The 22,406-nt window shown below is 52.6% G+C and carries 19 protein-coding genes and 1 riboswitch; of the genes, 18 read left to right on the top strand and 1 reads right to left on the bottom strand.

Annotated features, from left to right (window positions below):
• The first annotated feature begins 418 nt into the window (after positions 1 to 418).
• The 4 genes from msrB to M3194_RS26365 all read left to right on the top strand — a co-directional run bounded on the left by msrB (position 419) and on the right by M3194_RS26365 (position 4,385).
• The gene (gene msrB / locus M3194_RS26380; RefSeq protein ID WP_251657090.1) at positions 419 to 1,375 is read left to right on the top strand and encodes a peptide-methionine (R)-S-oxide reductase MsrB; all 957 of its coding nucleotides are present in this window, start codon (positions 419 to 421) and stop codon (positions 1,373 to 1,375) included.
• 22 nt (positions 1,376 to 1,397) lie between these two features.
• On the top strand, positions 1,398 to 1,970 hold the full coding sequence (locus tag M3194_RS26375; RefSeq protein ID WP_251657089.1) for a nitroreductase family protein: 573 nt from the start codon (positions 1,398 to 1,400) through the stop codon (positions 1,968 to 1,970).
• Between the two features lie 428 nt (positions 1,971 to 2,398).
• Positions 2,399 to 2,833 carry a MarR family winged helix-turn-helix transcriptional regulator gene (locus tag M3194_RS26370; RefSeq protein ID WP_251657088.1) on the top strand — a complete coding sequence of 145 codons (435 nt, stop codon included), beginning with the start codon at positions 2,399 to 2,401 and terminating at the stop codon, positions 2,831 to 2,833.
• A gap of 52 nt (positions 2,834 to 2,885) precedes the next feature.
• Entirely contained in the window at positions 2,886 to 4,385 is a 1,500-nt protein-coding gene (locus tag M3194_RS26365; RefSeq protein WP_251657087.1) for a DHA2 family efflux MFS transporter permease subunit, read from the top strand.
• A 52-nt stretch (positions 4,386 to 4,437) separates the two neighbouring features.
• Here the strand turns inward: M3194_RS26365 and M3194_RS26360 are convergent, their stop codons facing one another.
• Positions 4,438 to 5,724 carry a glycoside hydrolase family 18 protein gene (locus M3194_RS26360; RefSeq protein WP_251657086.1) on the bottom strand — a complete coding sequence of 429 codons (1,287 nt, stop codon included), beginning with the start codon at positions 5,722 to 5,724 and terminating at the stop codon, positions 4,438 to 4,440.
• Between the two features lie 253 nt (positions 5,725 to 5,977).
• A riboswitch (purine riboswitch) is annotated at positions 5,978 to 6,078 on the top strand.
• A gap of 198 nt (positions 6,079 to 6,276) precedes the next feature.
• Here M3194_RS26360 and purE point away from each other — a divergent pair.
• The 14 genes from purE (at position 6,277) to M3194_RS26290 (ending at position 22,181) form a co-directional block, all read left to right on the top strand.
• On the top strand, positions 6,277 to 6,762 hold the full coding sequence (gene purE / locus M3194_RS26355) for a 5-(carboxyamino)imidazole ribonucleotide mutase (RefSeq protein ID WP_015842486.1): 486 nt from the start codon (positions 6,277 to 6,279) through the stop codon (positions 6,760 to 6,762).
• Positions 6,759 to 7,925 carry a 5-(carboxyamino)imidazole ribonucleotide synthase gene (purK, locus tag M3194_RS26350; RefSeq protein ID WP_251657084.1) on the top strand — a complete coding sequence of 389 codons (1,167 nt, stop codon included), beginning with the start codon at positions 6,759 to 6,761 and terminating at the stop codon, positions 7,923 to 7,925. Before purE ends, purK begins: the two co-directional genes overlap by 4 nt.
• 7 nt (positions 7,926 to 7,932) lie before the next feature.
• Positions 7,933 to 9,228, top strand: coding sequence for an adenylosuccinate lyase (gene purB, locus M3194_RS26345; protein WP_251657083.1), 1,296 nt, complete (start codon positions 7,933 to 7,935; stop codon positions 9,226 to 9,228).
• A gap of 21 nt (positions 9,229 to 9,249) precedes the next feature.
• Entirely contained in the window at positions 9,250 to 10,149 is a 900-nt protein-coding gene (locus M3194_RS26340; RefSeq protein WP_251657081.1) for a phosphoribosylaminoimidazolesuccinocarboxamide synthase, read from the top strand.
• A gap of 339 nt (positions 10,150 to 10,488) precedes the next feature.
• Entirely contained in the window at positions 10,489 to 10,731 is a 243-nt protein-coding gene (gene purS / locus M3194_RS26335) for a phosphoribosylformylglycinamidine synthase subunit PurS (RefSeq protein WP_251657080.1), read from the top strand.
• Positions 10,732 to 10,734: 3 nt separating this feature from the next.
• Complete coding sequence (gene purQ / locus M3194_RS26330) at positions 10,735 to 11,430, top strand: phosphoribosylformylglycinamidine synthase subunit PurQ (RefSeq protein WP_251657079.1); 696 nt, start codon at positions 10,735 to 10,737, stop codon at positions 11,428 to 11,430.
• On the top strand, positions 11,408 to 13,651 hold the full coding sequence (gene purL, locus M3194_RS26325) for a phosphoribosylformylglycinamidine synthase subunit PurL (RefSeq protein ID WP_251657078.1): 2,244 nt from the start codon (positions 11,408 to 11,410) through the stop codon (positions 13,649 to 13,651). The genes purQ and purL overlap by 23 nt, the downstream gene beginning before the upstream one ends.
• Positions 13,636 to 15,114 carry an amidophosphoribosyltransferase gene (gene purF, locus M3194_RS26320; RefSeq protein WP_251657077.1) on the top strand — a complete coding sequence of 493 codons (1,479 nt, stop codon included), beginning with the start codon at positions 13,636 to 13,638 and terminating at the stop codon, positions 15,112 to 15,114. Before purL ends, purF begins: the two co-directional genes overlap by 16 nt.
• 30 nt (positions 15,115 to 15,144) lie before the next feature.
• Positions 15,145 to 16,188: a phosphoribosylformylglycinamidine cyclo-ligase gene (gene purM / locus M3194_RS26315; protein ID WP_251657076.1), complete on the top strand. Its 1,044-nt coding sequence runs from the start codon at positions 15,145 to 15,147 to the stop codon at positions 16,186 to 16,188.
• Complete coding sequence (gene purN, locus M3194_RS26310) at positions 16,188 to 16,799, top strand: phosphoribosylglycinamide formyltransferase (RefSeq protein ID WP_251657075.1); 612 nt, start codon at positions 16,188 to 16,190, stop codon at positions 16,797 to 16,799. The genes purM and purN overlap by 1 nt, the downstream gene beginning before the upstream one ends.
• 49 nt (positions 16,800 to 16,848) lie before the next feature.
• A complete protein-coding gene (gene purH / locus M3194_RS26305; RefSeq protein WP_251657074.1) occupies positions 16,849 to 18,399 on the top strand; it encodes a bifunctional phosphoribosylaminoimidazolecarboxamide formyltransferase/IMP cyclohydrolase in 1,551 nt (516 codons plus the stop codon).
• A gap of 106 nt (positions 18,400 to 18,505) precedes the next feature.
• A complete protein-coding gene (gene purD / locus M3194_RS26300) occupies positions 18,506 to 19,774 on the top strand; it encodes a phosphoribosylamine--glycine ligase (RefSeq protein ID WP_251657073.1) in 1,269 nt (422 codons plus the stop codon).
• Between the two features lie 436 nt (positions 19,775 to 20,210).
• A complete protein-coding gene (locus M3194_RS26295; RefSeq protein ID WP_251657072.1) occupies positions 20,211 to 21,029 on the top strand; it encodes an alpha/beta hydrolase in 819 nt (272 codons plus the stop codon).
• Between the two features lie 81 nt (positions 21,030 to 21,110).
• Entirely contained in the window at positions 21,111 to 22,181 is a 1,071-nt protein-coding gene (locus M3194_RS26290; RefSeq protein ID WP_251657071.1) for a DUF3048 domain-containing protein, read from the top strand.
• Positions 22,182 to 22,406 lie beyond the last annotated feature (225 nt).

The following is a 22,406-nucleotide window of genomic DNA, read 5'->3' as shown; positions in this document are numbered from 1 at the left end:
TAACATGTTAAACGAACGAACGATGCCCAAGGTTAAGGCTGTCACTACATTGTAACAAAGATTACGCGGGATGACGGCAATCATTTTGTGGGAATTGAAGGATAAGGTATAATAAAGATTAAGCTTCGTTCACGTTTTTGAAGCAGGAATGTTTACAAATCGTTTTGAACGCCGCAATTTGGGTGACAAATTCTTTAAGCTTATGCTTACGAAGCAAGAATCGCTTCGCAATTCTTTAAGCTTATGCTTACGAAGCAAGAATCGCTTCGCAATTCTTTAAGCTTATGCTACGAAGCAAGAATCGCTTCGCAATTCTTTAAGCTTATGCTTACGAAGCAAGAATCGCTTCGCAATTCTTTAAGCTTATGCTTACGAAGCAAGAATCGCTTCGCAATTCTTTTTAGGAGGTAATCGAAACATGACCACATCTGTAGAACAAGCCATGTTTGCCGGAGGATGCTTCTGGTGCATGGTATCCCCGTTTGAAGAAACGCCGGGCATTTTGTCTGTCGTATCGGGTTATTCCGGAGGCCATACAGCAAATCCAACTTACGAGGAAGTTTGTTCCGAAACGACAGGACATGCGGAAGTTGTTCATATTACGTTTGATCCATCGATATATTCTTACGAGAAGCTGCTGAACGTGTACTGGCAGCAGATTGATCCGACCGATGCAGGCGGCCAATTCCATGACCGCGGGGAATCTTACCGGACAGCTATCTTCTATTATAATGAAGAGCAGCGCCAGAAGGCGGAAGCTTCCAAGGCGGCGCTGCAAGAAAGCGGTAGATTCAACAAGCCGATCGTAACGGAAATTCAGCCGGCGAAGGAGTTCTACCCGGCGGAAGATTACCATCAAGGCTACCATCGGACGAACCCGTTCCGTTATAAAATGTACCGCAAAGGCTCCGGCCGCGACGCGTTCATTAATAAGCATTGGACCGTTAAAAAGGAAGAAGGCGAGCTTCGCTCCCGTCTTACGCCAATGCAATATGAAGTAACGCAAAACAACGCGACGGAACGTCCGTTCACCGGCGAGTATTGGGATCACAAGGAAGAGGGACTGTATGTCGATATTGTATCCGGCGAACCGCTCTTCACGTCCCGCGAGAAATACGATTCCGGATGCGGCTGGCCTAGCTTTACGAAGCCGGTGAAGGAAGCGGCCATTACGGAAGTGCTCGACACCAGCCATTTCATGGTTCGTACCGAGGTTCGCAGCAAGGAAGGCGATTCTCATCTGGGTCATGTATTTGATGACGGACCCGGACCAAATGGACTTCGTTATTGCATTAACTCCGCTTCGCTAAGGTTTATTCCCGTGGCGGATCTCGAGAAAGAAGGATACGGGGAGTACGTTGGTTATTTCAAATAACTAAAATATTGGAGGAGAAACGATGCATATTGAAGAGGCGATCCGAACGAGACGTTCCATTGGGCGCGTTAAGAAAGATCCGGTTGATCGTAATCTGATTGAAAAAGTGCTGGACGCGGCGACATGGGCGCCAAGCCATCACAACACGCAGCCGTGGAGGTTTATCGTCATGACCGGGGAAGGACGCGCAAAGCTTGGGGAAGGCTACGCGCGCGTGGCGCTTGCAACGCTTGGGGCAGGGGAAAGCCCGGAGCTTGAGGAGCGCCTCCGCAAGGAACGCGTGAAGGCATACCGTTCGCCTGTCGTGATTGCGGTTGTGTGCTCGCCGTCGGATGATCCGCGGGCAACCTTGGTGGAAGAGATTGCAGCTTCGCACAATTCGGTTCAAAATCTGCTGCTGGCCGCTCATGCTAACGGTCTGGGTGCCATCTGGCGTTCCGGTGATCCGATGTACCATCCGCTGATGAACGATACCTTTGGTCTCGCGGAGAATGAGCAGATTGTGGCATTGGTTTATATGGGATATCCGGATATGACATCGCCGGAGCCAAAGCGTACACCTGCTGCGGAAAAAACGATCTGGCTTGAATCTTAAGTTATATACAAAAGGCGCCCATCAGGAGACCGCTGCAAAAGTACCTATTTAGAAAAAACACAAAAATCAGGGGGGCAAAATGACCTCCTGAACAAGAAACGAGCCTTAGAAGCGATTCTGGAGGCTCGTTTTTCTTTGATTTTGTCTTGGTCTAAAAAAGTGGACTTTTGCAGGGCGCCCATCAGGGCGTCTTTTTTGTGCCGAACAGAGCGTTTAAGTTAATGAATCAGGCGTCGAATACACTCCAATAGGAGTCTTTTTTATTTGGACAAACGGGAAAAAATAAATTACGGGCAATGGATTGACTGATTCACAAAAAAGATATATAGTAGTAAATGCTTTATTAATAATTTATTTAGTATTAAAATATTAAATACTAACGAATTAGATCGGGCGAGGCCAAAGCCGGAATGGAAAGGAGAGAGGAAATGACGAATGCCAACGAAGAAATGATTGGTTTTATCGGCCAGTTCCGGACTTTCCTGAAGAACGTGAACAATGAATGGAGCAAGAAAACAATGAGCGGCATGAACTATACGCAATTCAAGCTGCTGTTCACGCTCCATACCTCGGGCTCGCTTAAGGTGTCTGACATTGCTGATGTTCTGGGACTCACATCCGGCGCAATAACGGGTATAGCGGATAAGCTGGTTGCGGAAGGCTGGATCAGCAGAGAACGCGCCAATGATGACCGCCGGGTCGTGTACATTGAATTAACGCCAAAAGGCAAGGCTATGGTGGACGATGTACTTGAATCGCAGAAGGAAACCTTTTCCTCATTCTTTCATGTACTGCCAGTAGAGGATATCCAGCATCTGAGAAGGATCTTCACTCAGTTGCTTGCGAATATGGATAACAAATAGGGGTATCAGCTTGAACCTACATCACCACAGAAAAAAGGAGAGAAAAGACCATATGAGTAATGCTGTAGCAGCATTTAAAAGAGGTCCGATCGTCGCATCGGTACTTATCGCGGCTTTTGTCGCGCTTCTGAGCCAGACGCTGCTTAACGTCGCGCTCCCAAGCATTATGACTGACCTGAATGTCAGCGCAAATACCGTTCAATGGTTATCAACCGGTTACCTGCTTGTCAATGGCGTCCTTATTCCGATTAGTGCTTATTTGATCAGTCGGTTCTCAACCAGGTCATTGTTTGTCGTTGCAACAAGTTTATTTACAGTAGGTACCATCGTCAGCGCCGTGGCGCCGAGCTTTGAAATCCTGCTTACCGGACGTATTATTCAGGCAGCGGGCGCAGGTATTCTGATGCCGCTGATGTCCATCATCTTCCTGACGATTTTCCCGATTGAACAACGTGGCAAAGCAATGGGCATGATGGGGATCGCGATGATCTTCGCTCCAGCTGTTGGTCCAACGCTGTCGGGCTGGGTTGTCGAGCATTATGACTGGCGCGTTCTATTCTACATCGTTTTGCCGCTGTCGTTATTTGGCCTGATTTATGGCGCATTCTCCATGAGGAACGTAACAAAAACAGCGAAATCCAAGCTGGACATTTTTGCGGTTATTTTATCCACGCTCGGCTTTGGCGGCCTGCTGTACGGCTTCAGCGATGCCGGTACTGACGGCTGGGATAATGTAACGGTGTACACAAGCTTGATCATCGGGGTTATATCCCTCGTTGGCTTCGTATGGTATCAGCTCGTTGTTAAGAAACCTATTCTTGAAATGCGCGTATTCAGATTCGGTATGTATTCCTTAACGACAGTCATTAACGTTATCATCACGATGGCTTTGTTCTCCGGTATGATTCTGCTGCCGATCTATCTGCAAAGCATCCGTGGCTTTACGCCGCTCGAATCCGGTCTGCTCCTGCTTCCAGGTGCAATTCTAATGGGGATTATGTCCCCGATTACGGGTATGATCTTCGATAAAGTCGGCGCACGCTGGCTGGCGGTTGTTGGTCTTATTATTACGGTATTCTCGTCATACGAATTCAGTCAATTGACTGATCATACGACGTACGGCTATCTCATTACGATGTATACGCTGCGGATGTTCGGTATGTCCATGCTGATGATGCCGATTCAAACCGCCGGCATGAACCAATTGCCGCAACGTCTTAATGCTCACGGCTCCGCAATGTCTCAAACGCTTCGTAACGTGGCGGGCGCGCTGGGTACGGCATTCCTCGTTACCTTGATGACGAATAAAGCCGCTTCCGAGACTAAGCATATCGTGGCTACGCAAGGCATTGATACAACGGACAAAGCAGCAATGGCACATGCCGTTCAAGAAGCTACCATTGTCGGTATCAACCACTCGTTCGTAGTCGCCACTTGGTTCGCTGTTGCGGCGCTGGTGCTTGCGTTCTTCATCCGCAAAGTTAAACCGCATGAAGAATCTGCTAAGGTAGTAAGCGACGACCTTACGGAAGCCCATTTTGCGGCAGAATAAGAGATGACAATAAAGCGGCCATGCAGGTCATAAAAACCTGCATGGCCGTTTTTTATTTCATCCATTTTTGAATATGGAAATTATGCTCCAGCACTTGCCAGAACGCCGGGAATGGTATATCGAGCACCCAGCCGCTGATGCCGCGCAGATGATAGCATTTGACCAGGTCCAGCTTCGCCTGCACGCTCCTCGCATCCTCGAACCAAACCTGATGGTCGCGTCCATACTCATCCCTGTAACCGTAATACGGTGACTCCGCCATCAAATCGTAATGAATGGCTGTGCCGTATTTGGCTGCTATCCGGACCGCATCATTCGCGCTGATGGATAACGCAAAATCCTGGCCCGGGATATACGGAAGGGTCCAGTCGTAGCCGTAAAGCGGCATCCCTAGCACGATTTTGCTTGCGGGAATAAGGGACAGGGCGTAATGGAGCACCTTGGCTACCTCATTCCTTGGCGCAACGGGCATCGGCGGTCCTCCGGCCCAGCCCCATTCATAGGTCATAAGGATAACAAAGTCCAGAATTTGTCCCTGCGCGGCGTAATCCTGTCCTTCAAACAGCTGGCCTTCCTGATCGGGCGAGCTTGAAGGGGGCAGCGTCGAGGACACAAGACATCCGATCGCATGAAGAGAACTCGCAAGCCTTTCCAGGAATTGATGATACAGCTTGCGGTCGGCAGCCTGGATGAAGGCGAAATCAACATTTAAAGCCCAATACCTGTTCGCTCGCATGACGCTGATGATTTGCCAGATCAAGCGATCTATCACGGCTTCATTCGATAGAATAAAATGTGCCAGGCTGGGACTGAACGTATAGCCGTCAAAGTTCGTGATAACCATCATTGGCGTTGCCCGGTTGCGGTAAGCTTCCTTAATGATCGGCTGATCGTGCAGGGCGCTGAGGGTGCCGTCCGGTCTGACCTGGTAGCTGAACGGACTAAGGAAGGTCAGATGTCTGGCTGCAGCGGCTGCCGGGACGGTAACGCCGGTGGCCGAACTGGACGGCTCGGTATATCCGTTCACTTCAATACTCATCTTGCGCGGATTCGGAATGCGGAGCCGCATGCCGGGAAGAATAAGGGCGGGATTGGTAATATGGTTGACCCGCGCCAGCTCCTGCAAGGTTACGCCGTATTTCTGCGAGATCAGCCATAAGCTTTCGCCCGGCATGACTTGATGGCTGTCGACCTCCACCGGCAGAATAAGCGACTGTCCGGAGACGAGAGGCTCGGATTGCAGCATGCCGTTGGCGGCAAGAATGGCTTCTGGTGATAAGCTGTTTTGCTGTGCCAGGCTCTGTACGGTATCCCGTCCTTTGACGGTGTAGATCTGCATTGCCTCTCGCCCCCTTAACCAATCGAATAATCTCTTCTATTATTCTATTCCGCTGCTCCCCAAACTTAACACCACGCCAATTAATTTGATAAAGGTAGGAAAAGGAATGGAATAATGTTGCAATTCAAGACAAAAACGAACTTTATTTGAACTCATTTATTTTAATGTTCGTATTTTATATGCTTTTCATTGACAGACATAGGGGGATTGGATAAACTAAAATAGGTTAAGGCGGAACATTCGTCGAATGATCCGTAAATAGGTTGAAATTCCTCGTATATCCTCGGGAAAAAGGCCCGGAAGTTTCTACCCGAAAACCTATATTTTCGGACTACGAGCATGATGGAACAAATAGACAGGTTGCCCGCAAGTACGGGCAGCCTTATGCTGTCTTTGCATTACCGCATTAATGTAGTAAAGACAATTGTTGCCATCTGCTCGGGTCCCGGCAGCATCCATAGCTTTTATGGTTGCAGCGCGGGATTTTTATGTTTCTGGAGGTTGGTTTTCGCGAGATGTACACAATTTATAGATGAAGGAAGGTTTGAGCGCATGTCTGCGAAAGTAGGCGTCATCATGGGCAGCAAGTCGGATTGGGATACAATGAAGCTTGCCTGCGACGTGTTAGAAGAACTGCAAATTCCGTACGAGAAAAAAGTTGTTTCCGCGCACCGGACACCGGATCTGATGTTCGAATATGCGGAAACGGCTGCAGAACGCGGCCTGAAAGTAATCATCGCGGGTGCCGGCGGTGCCGCGCATTTGCCGGGCATGGTTGCTGCGAAGACGATTCTGCCGGTCATCGGCGTGCCAGTCAAATCCTCCAATCTGAGCGGTCTTGATTCGCTCCTGTCGATCGTGCAAATGCCAGGCGGCATTCCGGTTGCGACGGTAGCCATCGGCAACGCCGGCGGTACAAATGCCGGACTGCTGGCCGCTCAAATGCTGGGAGCTTTTGATCCGGAAGTACAAGCCCGGGTGGAAGCGCGGCGCGAGCGGATCAAGCAGGAAGTGCTGGAAAGCAGTGAAACCTTATGATGACGGAAGATAACAAGCGGACGCTTCTGCCGGGCAGCACCATTGGTGTCCTTGGCGGCGGGCAGCTTGGCCGGATGATGGCGCTCGCAGGCAGCGCGATGGGTTACCGCTTTGTTGCGCTCGACCCGACGCCGGATGCGCCTTGCGGACAAGTAGCCGAACAGATCGTGGCGGCTTACAACGACCGCGATGCAGCTCGCGAGCTGGCGCGCCGGGCGGATGTTATTACGTACGAATTCGAGAATGTCGACGCCGACGTGGCTGCGATGCTGATGTCCGAATCGTATGTACCGCAAGGCAGCGAGCTGCTCTACACGACGCAGCACCGGCTTCGCGAGAAGCGCGCGATTGAAGCGGCTGGCGTACGGGTTGCCCCTTACAGCGAGATCCGGAGCAGCGAAGAGCTTCGCGCCGCGGCCGAGAAGTTTGGTCTTCCATGCGTGCTGAAGACGGCAATGGGCGGTTATGACGGCAAAGGGCAATGGGTGATCCGGAGCTTCGACGAGATTGATGAAGCGTACGAGACCTTAAGCCGTGCCGGCGTAGAGCTCGTGCTGGAGCAATTCATTAAGTTTGACAAGGAATTATCCGTTATTGCGGCAAGAAGCCCGCAGGGGGAGATAAAAGCGTTCCCCGCTGCGGAAAATATACATGTCGAGAACATCCTGCATCTGTCGATCGTTCCCGCCCGCATAGCGGAGAGCGTCCAGCAGGAAGCGGAAAAGCTGGCGATGAAGATTGCCGAAGGACTTGGCGTTGTAGGCTTGATAGCGGTCGAGCTGTTCCTGACAGCGGACGGCGAGCTGTTCGTTAACGAATTGGCGCCGCGCCCGCATAACAGCGGACACTACACGATGGAAGCATGCAGGACCTCGCAGTTCGAGCAGCATGTACGGGCGGTATGCAACCTGCCGCTCGGCGATACGCAGCTTCTTACACCGGTTGTTATGGTGAACGTGCTTGGTCAACATGTTGAGCCGCTGCTTGCGCGGATGGCAAAGCATGATGAAGCGGCAGCCCGATTCAACGTGGCCCCGAAGGTTCACTTGTACGGCAAGAAGGACGCGGTGTTCAAGCGGAAGATGGGCCATGTTAACGTGCTTGCGCGCGATGTGCAGCAGGCGCTTGATTGGATAGAAGAGACAAACATTTGGAAGGTGTGAACGGTACATGTTAGAGCGTTACAGCAGACCGGAAATGAGAGCAATTTGGACGGAGCAGAACAAATTCCAGGCATGGCTCGAGGTTGAGCTTTGCTCCTGCGAGGCTTGGGTAGAGCTTGGCGTAATTCCTAGAGAAGATGTTGAGGCGCTTCGCGAAGCAGCTACCTTCAATATCGACCGCATCTATGAAATCGAACAAGAAACCCGCCATGACGTTATCGCGTTCACACGCGCTGTATCCGAGACGGTTGGCCCGGAACGCAAATGGGTTCATTACGGTCTGACTTCGACTGACGTTGTAGACACGGCGAACGGCTACCTGCTTCTTCAAGCAAATGCCATTCTGAAAAAAGACATCGAGCGCTTCATCTCGATCCTTCGCGAGAAAGCCGTTCAATATAAAGATACGCCAATGATGGGCCGTACGCACGGCGTACATGCCGAGCCAACTACCTTTGGTTTGAAGATGGCCCTCTGGCATGAAGAAATGAAACGCAACCTGGAGCGTTTTGAGCATGCGGCGAGCGGTGTTCAATTCGGCAAAATCTCCGGTGCCGTTGGTACTTACGCGAACATCGATCCATTCGTGGAAGAGTTCGTCTGCAAGAAGCTTGGTATCAGCCCGGCTCCAATCTCGACTCAAACGCTGCAGCGCGACCGTCACGCCGAATATATGGCGACGCTGGCACTCGTTGCTACGTCGCTTGATAAATTCGCTACCGAAATCCGCGCTTTGCAGAAGAGCGAATTCCGTGAAGTGGAAGAAGCTTTTGCAAAAGGTCAAAAAGGCTCGTCCGCAATGCCGCACAAACGCAACCCGATCGGCTGCGAGAACATTTCCGGCCTGTCCCGCGTCATCCGCGGCCACATGCTGACAGCGTACGAGAACGTACCGCTGTGGCATGAGCGCGACATCAGCCACTCTTCGGCTGAACGCGTTATTTTGCCGGACGCGACGATGCTTCTGAACTACATGCTGAACCGCCTGGGCAACATTATTCAGAACCTGACCGTATTCCCTGAGAACATGAAGAAAAACATGCAGCGCACGTTTGGCGTACCGTTCTCCGGCCGCGTCATGACGAAGCTGATCGATAAAGGCCTGAGCCGCGAGCAAGCGTACGACACCGTTCAACCGCGCGCGATGCAAGCTTGGGAAGAGCAGCGCCAATTCCGCGACATTATCGAATCGACGCCGGAAATTACAAGCCTGCTGTCGGCGGAAGAAATCGACGATGCGTTCAATCCGGCTTGGCACTTGAAGCATGTGGACACGATCTTTACACGTCTTGGCTTGAACTAAGAGGCAAAGGGGATTCGAGGAATGAATGCACAATCGCAAGCTTTATCCACGGCGGCGGACTACATCAAAGCTCCGCTGCTGTATAAAGGGAAAGTACGTGAGCTTTACGATCTCGGCGAGCATTATCTGATCGTCGTGACGGACCGCATCTCGGCATTTGACTATGTGCTGGATCCGGCTGTTCCTCAGAAGGGCAACGTGCTGAACCGCCTGTCGGCTTTTTGGTTCGAGCAAACGGCTTCGATTCAAGCGAACCATGTTGTCCATACGGACGTAGAAAAGCTTGGAGACATTATTACGGCTCCCGAGCTTCTGAAGGACCGGATCATGGTAACGAAGAAAGCACAGCGCATTGATATTGAATGCGTCGTTCGCGGCTATATCACCGGGGGCGGCTGGAGACAATACCAGCAGACGTCCGCGATTAACGGAATCGAGCTTCCGGAGGGCATGCGCAAGAACGAGCGTTTCCCTAAGCCGATCTTCACGCCGGCAGCGAAAAACGACGTTGGCCATGACGAGGATATCCCGTTCGAGCGCATGCAGGAGATGGTAGGCGCCGAGCTGGCCGAAGAGCTTCGCGATCGCAGCATCAAGCTGTACGAGTTCGCTCACGAATATTGCGCGAAGCATGGCATCATCCTTGCCGACTGCAAATTCGAGTTTGGACTCATCGACGGCAAAGTCATTCTGATCGACGAGATCTTTACCCCGGACTCCTCGCGTTTCTGGGCGGAGAAGAGCTTCGCTTACGATATCGAGATCGACAGCATGGACAAAGAACCGGTCCGCACTTACCTTCTCGGCTCCGATTGGGATAGAGACAGCAAGCCGGCTCCTCTTCCTGAATCCGTAGTAAACGAAACAACCAATCGTTACCTCGACATTTACAGCCGTCTTACCGGCCGTTCGCTCGGATAGATAGGAATTATATTAACTTTTATCATTTAAGCTTTGATCTTATGCTTTGTTTTTCTCTTTGGCGTTAAGCACGGTTAGTGCGCTAACGCCCAGCTGCGGTACACACGACTACCCGGGAGGGTGTTGGAAGTCCGGCTGCCGGGAGTGAGGGAGCAAGGGTATCTATCGGAGAGCGACAGCGTTCGCCTTTGAAATTCGGAAAATAACCGCTGAGCGGTTCTAATCAAATTTTCCGATTTCAACAGCGGCGCAGAGAGATACCCTTGCGACCGAGCGACCTAACAGCAGCCATCACATCCCACCACAGGACCGGAAAAACCATTTTCAGGAGGCCCTACTATGAAAGCAAAAGTCTATGTCACTATCAAACAAAATGTACTCGACCCGCAAGGTCAAGCCGTTCAAGGCTCGCTGCACACCATGGGCTTCGCGGAAGTTGAAAAAGTTCGCATCGGTAAATACCTTGAGCTTGAACTGGACACAAACGACCGCTCGGAAGCGGAAGCTCGCGTGAAGGTTATGTGCGAAAAGCTGTTGGCAAACACGGTAGTCGAAGATTTCCGTTTTGAATTGGAGGGATAATCGATGAAGTTTGCAGTTCTCGTATTCCCCGGCTCCAACTGTGACATCGACTGCTTCAAAGCGGTAGAAGATACAATCGGCCAAGAGGTTGATTACGTATGGCATACAGCGACTGACCTGTCCGGTTATGACGCGATTCTTGTACCGGGCGGCTTCTCATACGGCGACTACCTGCGCTGCGGCGCGATGGCTAGTTACGCTCCGGTCATGAGCGAAGTTGTCAAAGCGGCAGAGCAAGGCAAGTTCATTCTTGGCATCTGCAACGGCTTCCAGATCCTGACCGAAGCTAACCTGCTGCCAGGCGCGCTGATCCGCAACACGGGCCTTAAATTCCGTTGTCAGCAGCAGCTGCTTGAAGTGGTTAACAACGGCACAGCTTTCACGAACCAATACTCGCAAGGCGAGATTATCGATATTCCGATCGCGCACGGCGAAGGCAACTACTTCTGCGACGATGCAACACTGGCTGAACTGGAAGCGAACAATCAGATCGTATTCCGTTACGCGGGCGACACGAACCCGAACGGTTCGGTTGCGAACATTGCGGGCATCAGCAACAAAAAGGGCAATGTCGTGGGCATGATGCCTCACCCTGAGCGCGCGATTGACCAAATCCTCGGCTCGGAAGACGGCAAACGGATGTTTACATCGATTTTGAATGCATGGAGGGAACAACATGGCGCAGCAATTAACGGCTAAGGAACCAACAGCCGAACAAATCGTCGAGCAAAAGATTTATCAACAATTCGGTGTATCGGATTATGAATTCGAGCTTATCTGCGGTTTTCTCGGCCGTACACCTAACTATACGGAAATCGGCGTATTCAGCGTTATGTGGTCGGAGCATTGCGCGTACAAGAACTCCAAGCCAATCCTGAAGAAATTCCCGATCACCGGCCCTCGCGTCCTGATGGGACCGGGCGAAGGCGCGGGTATCGTGGATATCGGCGACAACCAAGCGGTTGTATTCAAGATCGAATCGCATAACCATCCATCCGCGGTTGAGCCTTATCAAGGCGCAGCAACGGGCGTGGGCGGCATTATCCGCGACATTTTCTCGATGGGCGCACGCCCGGTGGCTCTCTTGAACTCGCTTCGTTTCGGCAAGCTGGAGAACGACCGCGTGAAATACTTGTTCGAGAACGTCGTAAGCGGCATCGCCGGCTACGGCAATTGTATCGGCATTCCTACCGTTGCGGGCGAAGTGATGTTCGACGAGAGCTACGAAGGCAATCCGCTCGTTAACGCGATGTGCGTAGGCCTTATCGATCACGACAAAATTCAGCGCGGCGTAGCAAAAGGCGTTGGCAACCCGGTATTCTACGTGGGTCCTGCTACAGGCCGCGACGGTATCCACGGTGCGACTTTCGCATCCGTTGAGCTGTCCGAAGAATCCGAAGAGAAACGTACGGCGGTACAAGTCGGCGATCCGTTCATGGAGAAGCTCGTTATGGAGTCCACGCTTGAACTGATCAACTCCGGCATCGTACTTGGCATTCAAGATATGGGCGCAGCGGGCCTCACTTGCTCGAGCGCGGAGATGGCTTCCAAAGCCGGCAACGGCCTGGAGCTGTACCTTGATGAAGTTCCGCAGCGCGAAACGGGCATGACGCCTTACGAAATGATGCTGTCGGAGTCGCAGGAACGCATGTTGTTCGTTGTTGAACCGCAGCATGAAGCGCAAGCGCAAGAGATTTTCGACCGTTGGGGCGTTATTTGCAAAAAAGTCGGCAAAGTAACCGACGACGGCCGTCTCCGCCTGTTCCACCAAGGCGAGCAAGTAGCCGACATGCCGGTTAAAGCGCTCGTTGACGAGTGTCCGGTATATAACAAGCCATCCTCGGAGCCAGCTTACTACCGCGAGAACGCAGCGGTTGATACGGCTGCGTTCGCGGAAATCGCGGATCTGACAGGCGCTCTCGAGAAGGTACTCGCTTCGCCGACCGTGGCAAGCAAAGAGTGGGTTTACAATCAATATGACTACATGGTTCGTACGTCCACAGCGGTTCAACCCGGCTCCGACGCGGCAGTGGTTACGATTCGCGGCACCCGCAAAGGTCTTGCGATGACGACGGACTGCAACGGACGTTACGTATATCTCGATCCTGAAGTTGGCGGCCAAATCGCCGTGGCGGAAGCTGCCCGCAACATTGTGTGTTCCGGTGCAGAGCCGCTTGCGATTACGGACAACCTGAACTTCGGCAGCCCGGAGAAGCCGGAAGTGTTCTGGCAAATCGAGAAATCGGCAGACGGCATGTCCGAAGCTTGTCGCGTACTCGATACGCCGGTTATCGGCGGCAACGTCAGCTTGTACAACGAGAACGCAAAAGGCGCGATTTACCCGACGCCGGTTATCGGCATGGTTGGTCTCGTGCATGATGTGGATCACATCACGACGCAAGGCTTCAAAAAAGAAGGCGACGTTATTATCCTCGTTGGCGAGACAAAAGCAGAGTTTGGCGGCAGCGAGCTGCTCTACGTTCTGAACGGCTCGGCGGCAGGACGTCCGCCGCAAATCGATCTGGTAACAGAGAAGAAAACATTGAACGCTGTTCTGACGGCGATCCAAGGCGGTCTGGTTGCTTCGGCGCATGACCTGTCCGAGGGCGGTCTGGCCGTAGCTCTTGCGGAATCCGCAATCAGCGGCGGCATCGGCGCGGAAGTAAACGTAGCAACGGACCTTCGTCCGGATCACCTGCTCTTCAGCGAATCGCAATCGCGTATCCTGCTCTCGGCAACGCCTGAGAAAGCAGCGGCATTGCAAGCGCATCTGAGCGAGCAAGGCGTAGTGAATGCAGCAATCGGTACTGTCAAAGGCAGCAGCCTGACCATCAACGTAAACGGCAAATCCGGCGTTAACGCACCGGTACAACAACTGGAGAAGGTTTGGAAGGATGCGATTCCATGTCTGATGAAATAAGACAGCATAAGCTGTGGACGGGAGATCATTACAACGAAGGCATTGGCCGTGACGATATGTTTGACAAATTGCGCGAGGAATGCGGCGTGTTCGGGGTATTTAACGTCCCGAACGCGTCCTCCCTCAGCTATTACGGTCTTCATGCTCTTCAGCATCGCGGCGAGGAAAGCGCGGGGATCTGCACGGTCGATACGGCGGAGAACAATCGCTTCGCTTACCACCGCGGTATGGGGCTTGTGAAGGAAGTATTTGACAAAGAGCGGATTCAATCGCTCACCGGCGATCGCTCCATTGGCCACGTTCGTTATTCGACGGCGGGCGAGAGCAAGCTGGCGAATGCGCAGCCGCTTATTTTCCGTTACCGGGACGGCGATCTGGCCGTTGCAACAAACGGTAATATCGTAAACGCGCCGGAGATCCGCAAGGAGCTGGAGAGCCAAGGCTCGATCTTCCAGACTTCGAGCGATACGGAAGTTATCGCGCATCTGATCGCGCGTTCTCCGAAGAGCTTCGAGGAAGCGGCGAAGGATGCCCTGCAGCGTATTATCGGCGGCTTCGCGTTCCTTATTATGACAAACGACAAGCTGCTTGTGGCTTCTGATCCGAACGGTCTTCGTCCGCTCGTGATGGGCCGCATCGGCGACGGTTATGTCTTCTCTTCCGAGTCCTGCGCATTTGAATCGATTGGCGCGGAATATGTACGTGACGTTCAACCGGGCGAATTGCTGTATCTTGACGCCGACGGCATGCGCGAAGACCGTTATGCGGAAGTCGAGCGCCGGGCAACCTGTGCGATGGAATACATCTATTTTGCCCGTCCGGACAGCGATATTAATACAATCAACATCCATTCCGCGCGCAAGCGGATGGGGAAACAGCTTGCGAAGGAATCGTTTGTGGACGCGGACATCGTCATTGGCGTACCGGACTCGAGTATTTCGGCGTCTATTGGTTATGCTGAGCAGACGGGCATTTCTTATGAGCTTGGACTTATTAAGAATAAATACACAGGGCGTACGTTTATACAGCCATCCCAAGAGCTTCGGGAACAAGGCGTGAAGATGAAGCTGTCCGCCGTGCGCAAGGTCGTGGAAGGCAAACGCGTTGTTATGATCGATGACTCGATCGTTCGCGGCACGACATCCCGCCGGATCGTGAACATGCTTCGCGAGGCTGGCGCGACGGAAGTGCATGTGCGGATTACATCGCCGCCATTCAAGAACCCTTGCTACTACGGTATTGATACCCCGGATCGCAAAGAGCTGGTTGCTTCTTCGAGAACGGTGCAGGAAATGTGCGAAATGATTAATGCGGACTCTTTGTTCTTCCTTAGCCAAGAAGGTTTTATCGATTCGGTAGGCGGCAATGACGGCGCGTATAACCGCGGCATGTGCCTCGCTTGCTTCGATAACGATTATCCAACGCCGGTGGACGAGGAATCGGATAAGAGCTGCAGCTGTTAATAGACAAGTTAATAAAAGGGGTTGACTGGTGTGTCAGAAGCGTACAAAAAAGCCGGAGTCGATATTGCGGCCGGCAATGAAGCAGTCGAACGGATGAAGAAGCACGTTAAGAAGACTTTCCGTCCTGAAGTGCTGACTGATCTCGGCGGATTCGGCGGTTTGTTTGGCCTTAACAAAGACAAATACGAGGAGCCTGTACTCGTATCCGGAACGGACGGCGTCGGCACCAAGCTGAAGCTGGCGTTCATGATGGATAAGCATGATACGATCGGCGTTGACGCGGTTGCGATGTGCGTAAACGATATTATCGTACAAGGCGCTGAGCCTCTCTTCTTCCTCGATTATCTGGCATGCGGTAAAGTCGTTCCGGAAAAAATCGAAGCGGTAGTCAAAGGCATCTCCGACGGCTGCGTGCAAGCAGGCTGCGCATTGATCGGCGGCGAAACGGCCGAAATGCCTGGCATGTACCAAGGCGATGAGTACGATATTGCCGGCTTCACCGTTGGCGTTGTGGATAAAAAGAAAATCATCGACGGTACAACAATCGCTCCCGGCGACGTTGTTCTTGGATTTGCTTCTAGCGGTATCCACAGCAACGGCTACTCGCTGGTGCGCCGTCTTCTTCTTGAAGAATGCGGCTATGCGCTCGACCAACGCCTGCCTGAGTTGAACGACGAGGTTCTTGGCGACGTTCTGATCGAGCCAACCCGCATCTACGTGAAATCGGCTCTGAAGCTGATTGAGCAAGTGAATGTAAAAGGCATGGCGCATATTACGGGCGGCGGCTTTATTGAGAATATCCCGCGCGTTCTTCCGGAAGGCGTAAACGTAAACGTGGAATACGGTTCGTGGCCAATTCTGCCGATCTTCCAGCTGATGCAGGAAAAAGGCGCAATTACAAACCGCGACATGTTCACAACGTTTAATATGGGCATCGGGTTAATCGTAGTTGTTCCAGCTGAACAAGCAGAAGAAGCTCTTAAAGCAGCGGCTGAGCTTGGCGAAGCAGCATACCGAATCGGTACTGTAACGGAAGGCAACCGTGTCGTTACGTTCACGGGAGCGGACGTTTAATGGGAGGATTGCGAATAGCCGTGTTCGCGTCAGGGCAAGGAACAAACTTCCAGGCCCTGGTCGATGCGGTGCAGCAAGGAAGGCTCGATGCTAACATCGAGCTTCTTGTTTGTGATAAGCCTTGCGCGCCTGTTGTTGAACTGGCGCGCAAGGCGGACGTGGATACCTTCGTCTTTGTGCCGAAGGAATACGCGTCCCGCGAAGCGTATGAAACCGAAATTCTGGCGGAGCTTCAGCGCCGCGGCATTGAACTGGTCGTCCTGGCCGGCTATATGCGGATCATCACATCGGTTCTCGTTGAGCCGTTCTATGGCCGCATGATCAATATTCATCCTGCTCTGCTGCCTTCATTCCCTGGCGTGAACGGAATCGGCCAAGCGCTGGCTTACGGCGTGAAGGTGACGGGAGTTACCGTTCACTATGTGGACGGCGGCATGGACAGCGGACCGATAATTGCGCAAAGCGCTGTTGAAATTCTTGCCGGCGATACGGAAGAGACGCTTGGCGGACGCATTCACGCAGCCGAGCGGCAGCTGCTGCCGCAGGTCGTGCAGTGGATGGCGGAGGGCCGCGTAGCCCTTGAAGGCCGCAGCGTTACGGTGACAGCGTAGCTTATACAGCTTAATAATATAAGTACCTATTTTGAGGAGGCAATTTGGCGTGGCAATTCGTAGAGCGTTAATTAGTGTATCGGACAAGACTGGTATTGTGGAATTTTCTCGTGAGCTGGCAGCTCAAGGCGTACAAATCATCTCGACGGGCGGAACGTTCAGCTTGCTGGAGAAGGAAGGCATTCCGGTCATCGGAATCTCCGATGTAACGGGCTTCCCTGAAATTCTGGACGGCCGCGTTAAAACTCTTCATCCGGCGGTTCACAGCGGACTTCTGGCAATCCGCGATGACGAAGAGCATCAGAAAGTAATGGAGGAGCTGGGTCTCGACTACATCGATCTGGTTGTCGTGAACCTGTACCCGTTCAAGCAAACGATCTCCAATCCTAACGTCGCTTATGCGGATGCGATTGAGAACATCGACATCGGCGGTCCTACCATGCTTCGTTCGGCAGCGAAAAACCATGCGTTCGTTACCGTTGTTGTCGATGCGAACGACTACGCTGCCGTGATCGAAGAGATCAAGGCCGGCGGCGACACTAGCCTCTCGACGCGCAAACGCCTGACGGCAAAAGTATTCCGCCATACAGCGGCATACGACGCGCTGATCGCGGATTACCTGACAAAGCAAGTTGGCGAAGAGCTGCCTGAGTCTTACACCGTTACTTACGAGAAAGTGCAGGATCTGCGTTACGGCGAGAACCCGCATCAGAAAGCGGCATTCTACAGCAAGCCTCTGGCGGCAGTTGGCAACATTACAACAGCTGAACAGCTGCACGGTAAAGAATTGTCCTACAACAACATTAACGACGCGAATGCGGCGCTTGCCATCGTGAAGGAATTTGACGAGCCGGCTGTCGTAGCCGTGAAGCATATGAACCCTTGCGGCGTTGGTATCGGCGCTGACATTCACGAAGCTTATCAAAAAGCATACGCGGCTGATCCTACTTCGATCTTTGGCGGCATCGTTGCGGCGAATCGTACAATCGGCGCGGACACTGCTGAGCTGCTGAGCCAAATCTTCCTTGAAATCATTATCGCGCCTGACTTTACTCCGGAAGCGCTGGAAGTGCTGACCAAGAAGAAGAATATCCGTCTTCTGAAGCTTGGAGAGCTGTCCGCATCGGCTGCTGAGCGCAAATCCGATTGGCTGTCCACAACCGTTGACGGCGGCATGCTCGTTCAGGAGAGCGATGTTCGCAGCCTGACCGAAGCGGACCTGCAGTTCGTTACGGACCGCAAGCCGACGGAAGAAGAGCTGAAGCAATTGCTGTTCGGATGGAAAGTCGTGAAGCACGTGAAATCGAATGCGATTTTGCTGGCGAAAAACAACATGACCATCGGCGTAGGCGCCGGCCAAATGAACCGCGTAGGCGCTGCTCGTATTGCCATCGAGCAAGCGGGCGAGCAAGCGGTTGGTTCGGTCCTCGCATCCGATGCCTTCTTCCCGATGGGCGATACCGTTGAGCTGGCTGCCAAAGCAGGCATCACGGCGATCATTCAAACCGGCGGCTCGATTAAGGACGAAGAGTCCATCGCGGCAGCAAATGCCCATAACATCGCTATGGTGATGACAGGCGTTCGCCACTTCAAACACTAAGAACGAATAACAGCGGAGCGTCTTGCCGCGTCTCTTTCGAGGCGGCAGGATCAGCTTCGCTTTTGGTCATAATCCGATCTATTCTACCAGGGGGTAAAGAAAAGCGATGAGAATTTTAGTTGTTGGCGGCGGCGGACGCGAGCATGCGATTGTCTGGGCGCTCAAGAAAAGCGAGAAGGTCAAAGAGGTATTTTGTGCACCGGGTAATGCGGGGATCGCGCAGATTGCGGATTGCGTGCCAATCGCGGTTAATCAATTCGACGAGCTTGTGAAGTTTGCGAAGGACGCGTCGATTGACCTTGTGTTCATCGGTCCGGATGATCCGCTTGCAGCAGGTATCGTCGATGCGTTCGAAGCGCATAACATTCCGGTCTACGGGCCGAACAAAGCGGCAGCCGAAATCGAAGGCAGCAAGATCTTCATGAAGGATTTGCTCCGCAAGTACAACATTCCTACGGCTAAATACGAGACGTTTACGGATTATGAGACGGCTCTTGCTTATCTGCGCCAGCAATCGGCTCCAATCGTCGTCAAGGCGGACGGCCTTGCCGCGGGCAAAGGCGTTACGGTTGCGTATTCGCTGGAAGAAGCGGAGCAGGCTCTGAGAGAAGCAATGGTAGACAAGGTATTCGGCGAAGCCGGCAACCAGATCGTTATCGAGGAATTCCTGGAAGGCCAGGAGATGTCGATCCTTGCTTTTGTAGACGGAGAGACCGTTAAAGCGATGGTTCCCGCACAGGACCACAAGCCGGTATTCGATAACGACAAAGGCCCGAATACGGGCGGCATGGGTACGTACACGCCGCTGCCTCATATCGAGCAATCCATTATCGACGAGTCGATCGCGAACATTATTATTCCGACGGCTAAAGCGATGGTAAGCGAAGGACGTCCGTTCCGCGGCGTATTGTTCGCCGGTCTGATGATTACCAAAGACGGTCCAAAGACCATCGAATTTAACGCTCGCATGGGCGACCCGGAAACACAGGTTGTTCTCCCGCGTCTGAAGACGGAGCTGGTTGACGTCGTTCTGGCTTCCCTGAACGGACGTCTGGATCAGCTTGAGCTTGAATGGAGCGAGGAAGCGGCAGTCTGCGTTATTGTTGCCTCGGAGGGTTACCCGGCAGCTTATCCGAAAGGCCGCGAGATCACGGGTCTTGAGGCAGCGGAAGCGCAAGGCGCGCTTGTATTCCACGCCGGCACTGCCGAGCAGGACGGCAAGATTGTAACAAGCGGCGGACGAGTGCTTGGCGTTGTTGGCCGCGGCCGCGACATTGCGGAAGCGCGTGCCCGTGCTTACGAAGCGGTTAGCGTAATTCATTTCGACGGCATGCACAGCCGTACCGATATTGCAGCCAAAGCGCTGAAGGGCTAAGTAAGCCCACGGCCTGAGGCATAACAAAAAGACCTGCTTCCCGCCTAATGGCGAGAAGCAGGTCTTTTTTACACGGCTCGTCTTTACTATCCTACTCCTTGTAGAACAGCAGGCTGCGGTCAAGGATGATATATAACACGGCAACCAGGATGCCGGCTAGCAGTAAAACCGTCAGCCAATGCTCGGTGAGCCAGGATATCCACATCGGCATCGGAATCATCTCCTTGGTACTGGCATGAATGTGCTGATTATAGATTGAACCGAGAGCCGCGCAACTATTCGTCAGAGGAGCAAATTATTCGATCGGCCCTGCGGGCACAATAAGACTATTGACACCATCCGGAAACAGATGATATTATGAACCTAATTAAATTCATAGTATTCGGGTAGGAATTATAATAGATAATAAGAACGGACTGCAGGAGGACTTATCGTTATGGAAAAACAATTATTGCTGCGCCATGAAGGGCTCGAGCTTACAGCGACGCTCCACTATCCGAGCGATAGTACGAAGGACAATACGAAGAAGCAAGCCATTATTATTTGCCATGGATTTATCGGCAGCCGGGTTGGTGTAGACCGCTTGTTCGTGAAGACGGCAAGAGCGCTTGCGTCGGAGGGCTCTTACGTCATCCGCTTCGATTACGGCGGCTGCGGGGAGAGCAACGGGGATTACGGAGCACTGGGCTTCGAAAGCATGATCGACCAGACTCGTACCGTTATTGATTACATTGCAGAAATTGATTGCGTAGATCCAAGACGGATTGTTCTGCTTGGACACAGCCTTGGCGGCGCGATCGCCATCATGACGGCTGTTAGAGACAAACGGGTGAAGCGTCTTGTTTTATGGTCTCCCGTGGCGTATCCGTTTAACGATATTGTAAGGATTGTAGGGCGTGAAGGTTACGACGAGGCGGTGCAGAAGGGCAGTACCGACTATGCGGGCTTTACGCTGCAGCCTGTATTTTTCGAATCGCTGCTTCAGCATCAGCCGTTCCAGGCGGCAACGCGCTTTAGCGGAGAAGTGCTGCTCGTTCACGGTACAAGCGACGAGTTAATTCCGGTTGACTACAGCTTCCTGTACCAGAAGGTGTTCTGGACCCGCAGCGACGGGCTTTGCGACAAGGAGATTATATTCCAGGCGAACCATACGTACTCGAGCCGCCATCATCAGGAGGAAGCGATCCGCGTCACCTCCGAGTGGCTGGAAGGGCTTGATAAGAAGCAGCAGGAATGGCATAACTGGAGTATTTAGGAAGACATGTCCCGATTTTTGTGTTTAAATGGTAGTATTCGATTCGAACTCTATCATTTTTACTAAAAAGGCGGGGAACTCATGGGCAGACGTATACGCGGTATGTGGTTGATTAGCATGGTTATTCTACTTGTTGTGTTAACCGCATGCAGCAGCGGCGCGGGCAAGAATACCGAAGAGGCGACAACGGCCCCGACGGCATCTTCGGAGCCTGAGGCAACGCCAACAGCCGAGCCGACACCGGAGCTTGCTTTTACAGCGCCGCTTACGGGATTGAAGCGGGAGACCGAGGCTGCAGCAAGGCCCGTTGCCGTTATGATTAACAATTTGAAGCCGGCGCGTCCGCAATCCGGACTGACCAATGCCGACGTCGTGTGGGAAGTGCTAGCCGAAGGCGGAATTACGCGGCTTGTAGCGATCTTCCAAAGCACGGATAAGGGAACCGATCCGATTGGTCCGATCCGCAGCATCCGCCCTTACCTGATTGATATCGGGGAAAGCTATGGGGCTATTCTGGCCCATTCAGGCGCCAGCAATGATGCCTATGATATTTTGCAGCATCAGGATAAGCCTTATCTCGATGAGATCTCGAACGCAGGCTCGTACTTCTGGCGGAGCAAGGACCGCAAAGCGCCGCATAACTTATATTCGGAGCTAGATAAGCTTCGGGCAGGCGCCGACAAGAAGAACTACCGGAGCGAGGTAACCGTGCCGGCCTATCCTTTTGCCGAGGAAGGGGCTACCGCGGCGGGAGCAGCGGCGACTTCGATTCAGATCAAGTTCCTTCTGAAGGATTACAAGGTCTCTTACGAGTATGATGCTGCTGGCGGGTTGTATAAGCGTTCAATTAACGATGAGCCTCATACCGATCTGAACAATGGCGAGCAGCTTTCGGCGGTTAATGTGGCCGTGCTTGGCGCGAATCACAAGACGCTTGACGATGCGGGACGGCTTTCGGTTGACCTGCATGCGGGAGGCCCGGCCCTCTTGTTCCAGAGAGGCAAAGTGATCGAATGCGAATGGGTGCGCGGCAATGACAATATGGTCCGGCTGATGAAGGATGGGGCAGAGCTGCCTTTTATCCCGGGGAAGACCTTCTTCCAGGTTGTTCCGAATACGCCGACTTTTGCTGAGCATGTGATTTATGGGTAAAAAAAACGCAAGTCGGACACACTCTAATTAGGTGTAGAGGGTGCCCGCGTAAACAGCCACAAAGGATATAAATGGCGGTGCGCTCCTGTGCGGAGCGCGCCTTTTTATATTTTTTTTGCAAAAACGCAAACTTTTCATAAATCCTTTACATTCCCTTAACAATTATAAAGTAAACTGTGTTAAGATATTGTGGGCTCATTTCGAAATGATGCCTAACCATCCAGT

This window comes from Paenibacillus glycanilyticus (assembly GCF_023715145.1).
GTDB classification, from domain to species: domain Bacteria; phylum Bacillota; class Bacilli; order Paenibacillales; family Paenibacillaceae; genus Pristimantibacillus; species Pristimantibacillus glycanilyticus_A.
Note: the sequence above shows the minus strand (reverse complement) of the source record. Positions and strands in the feature narration are given on the sequence as shown.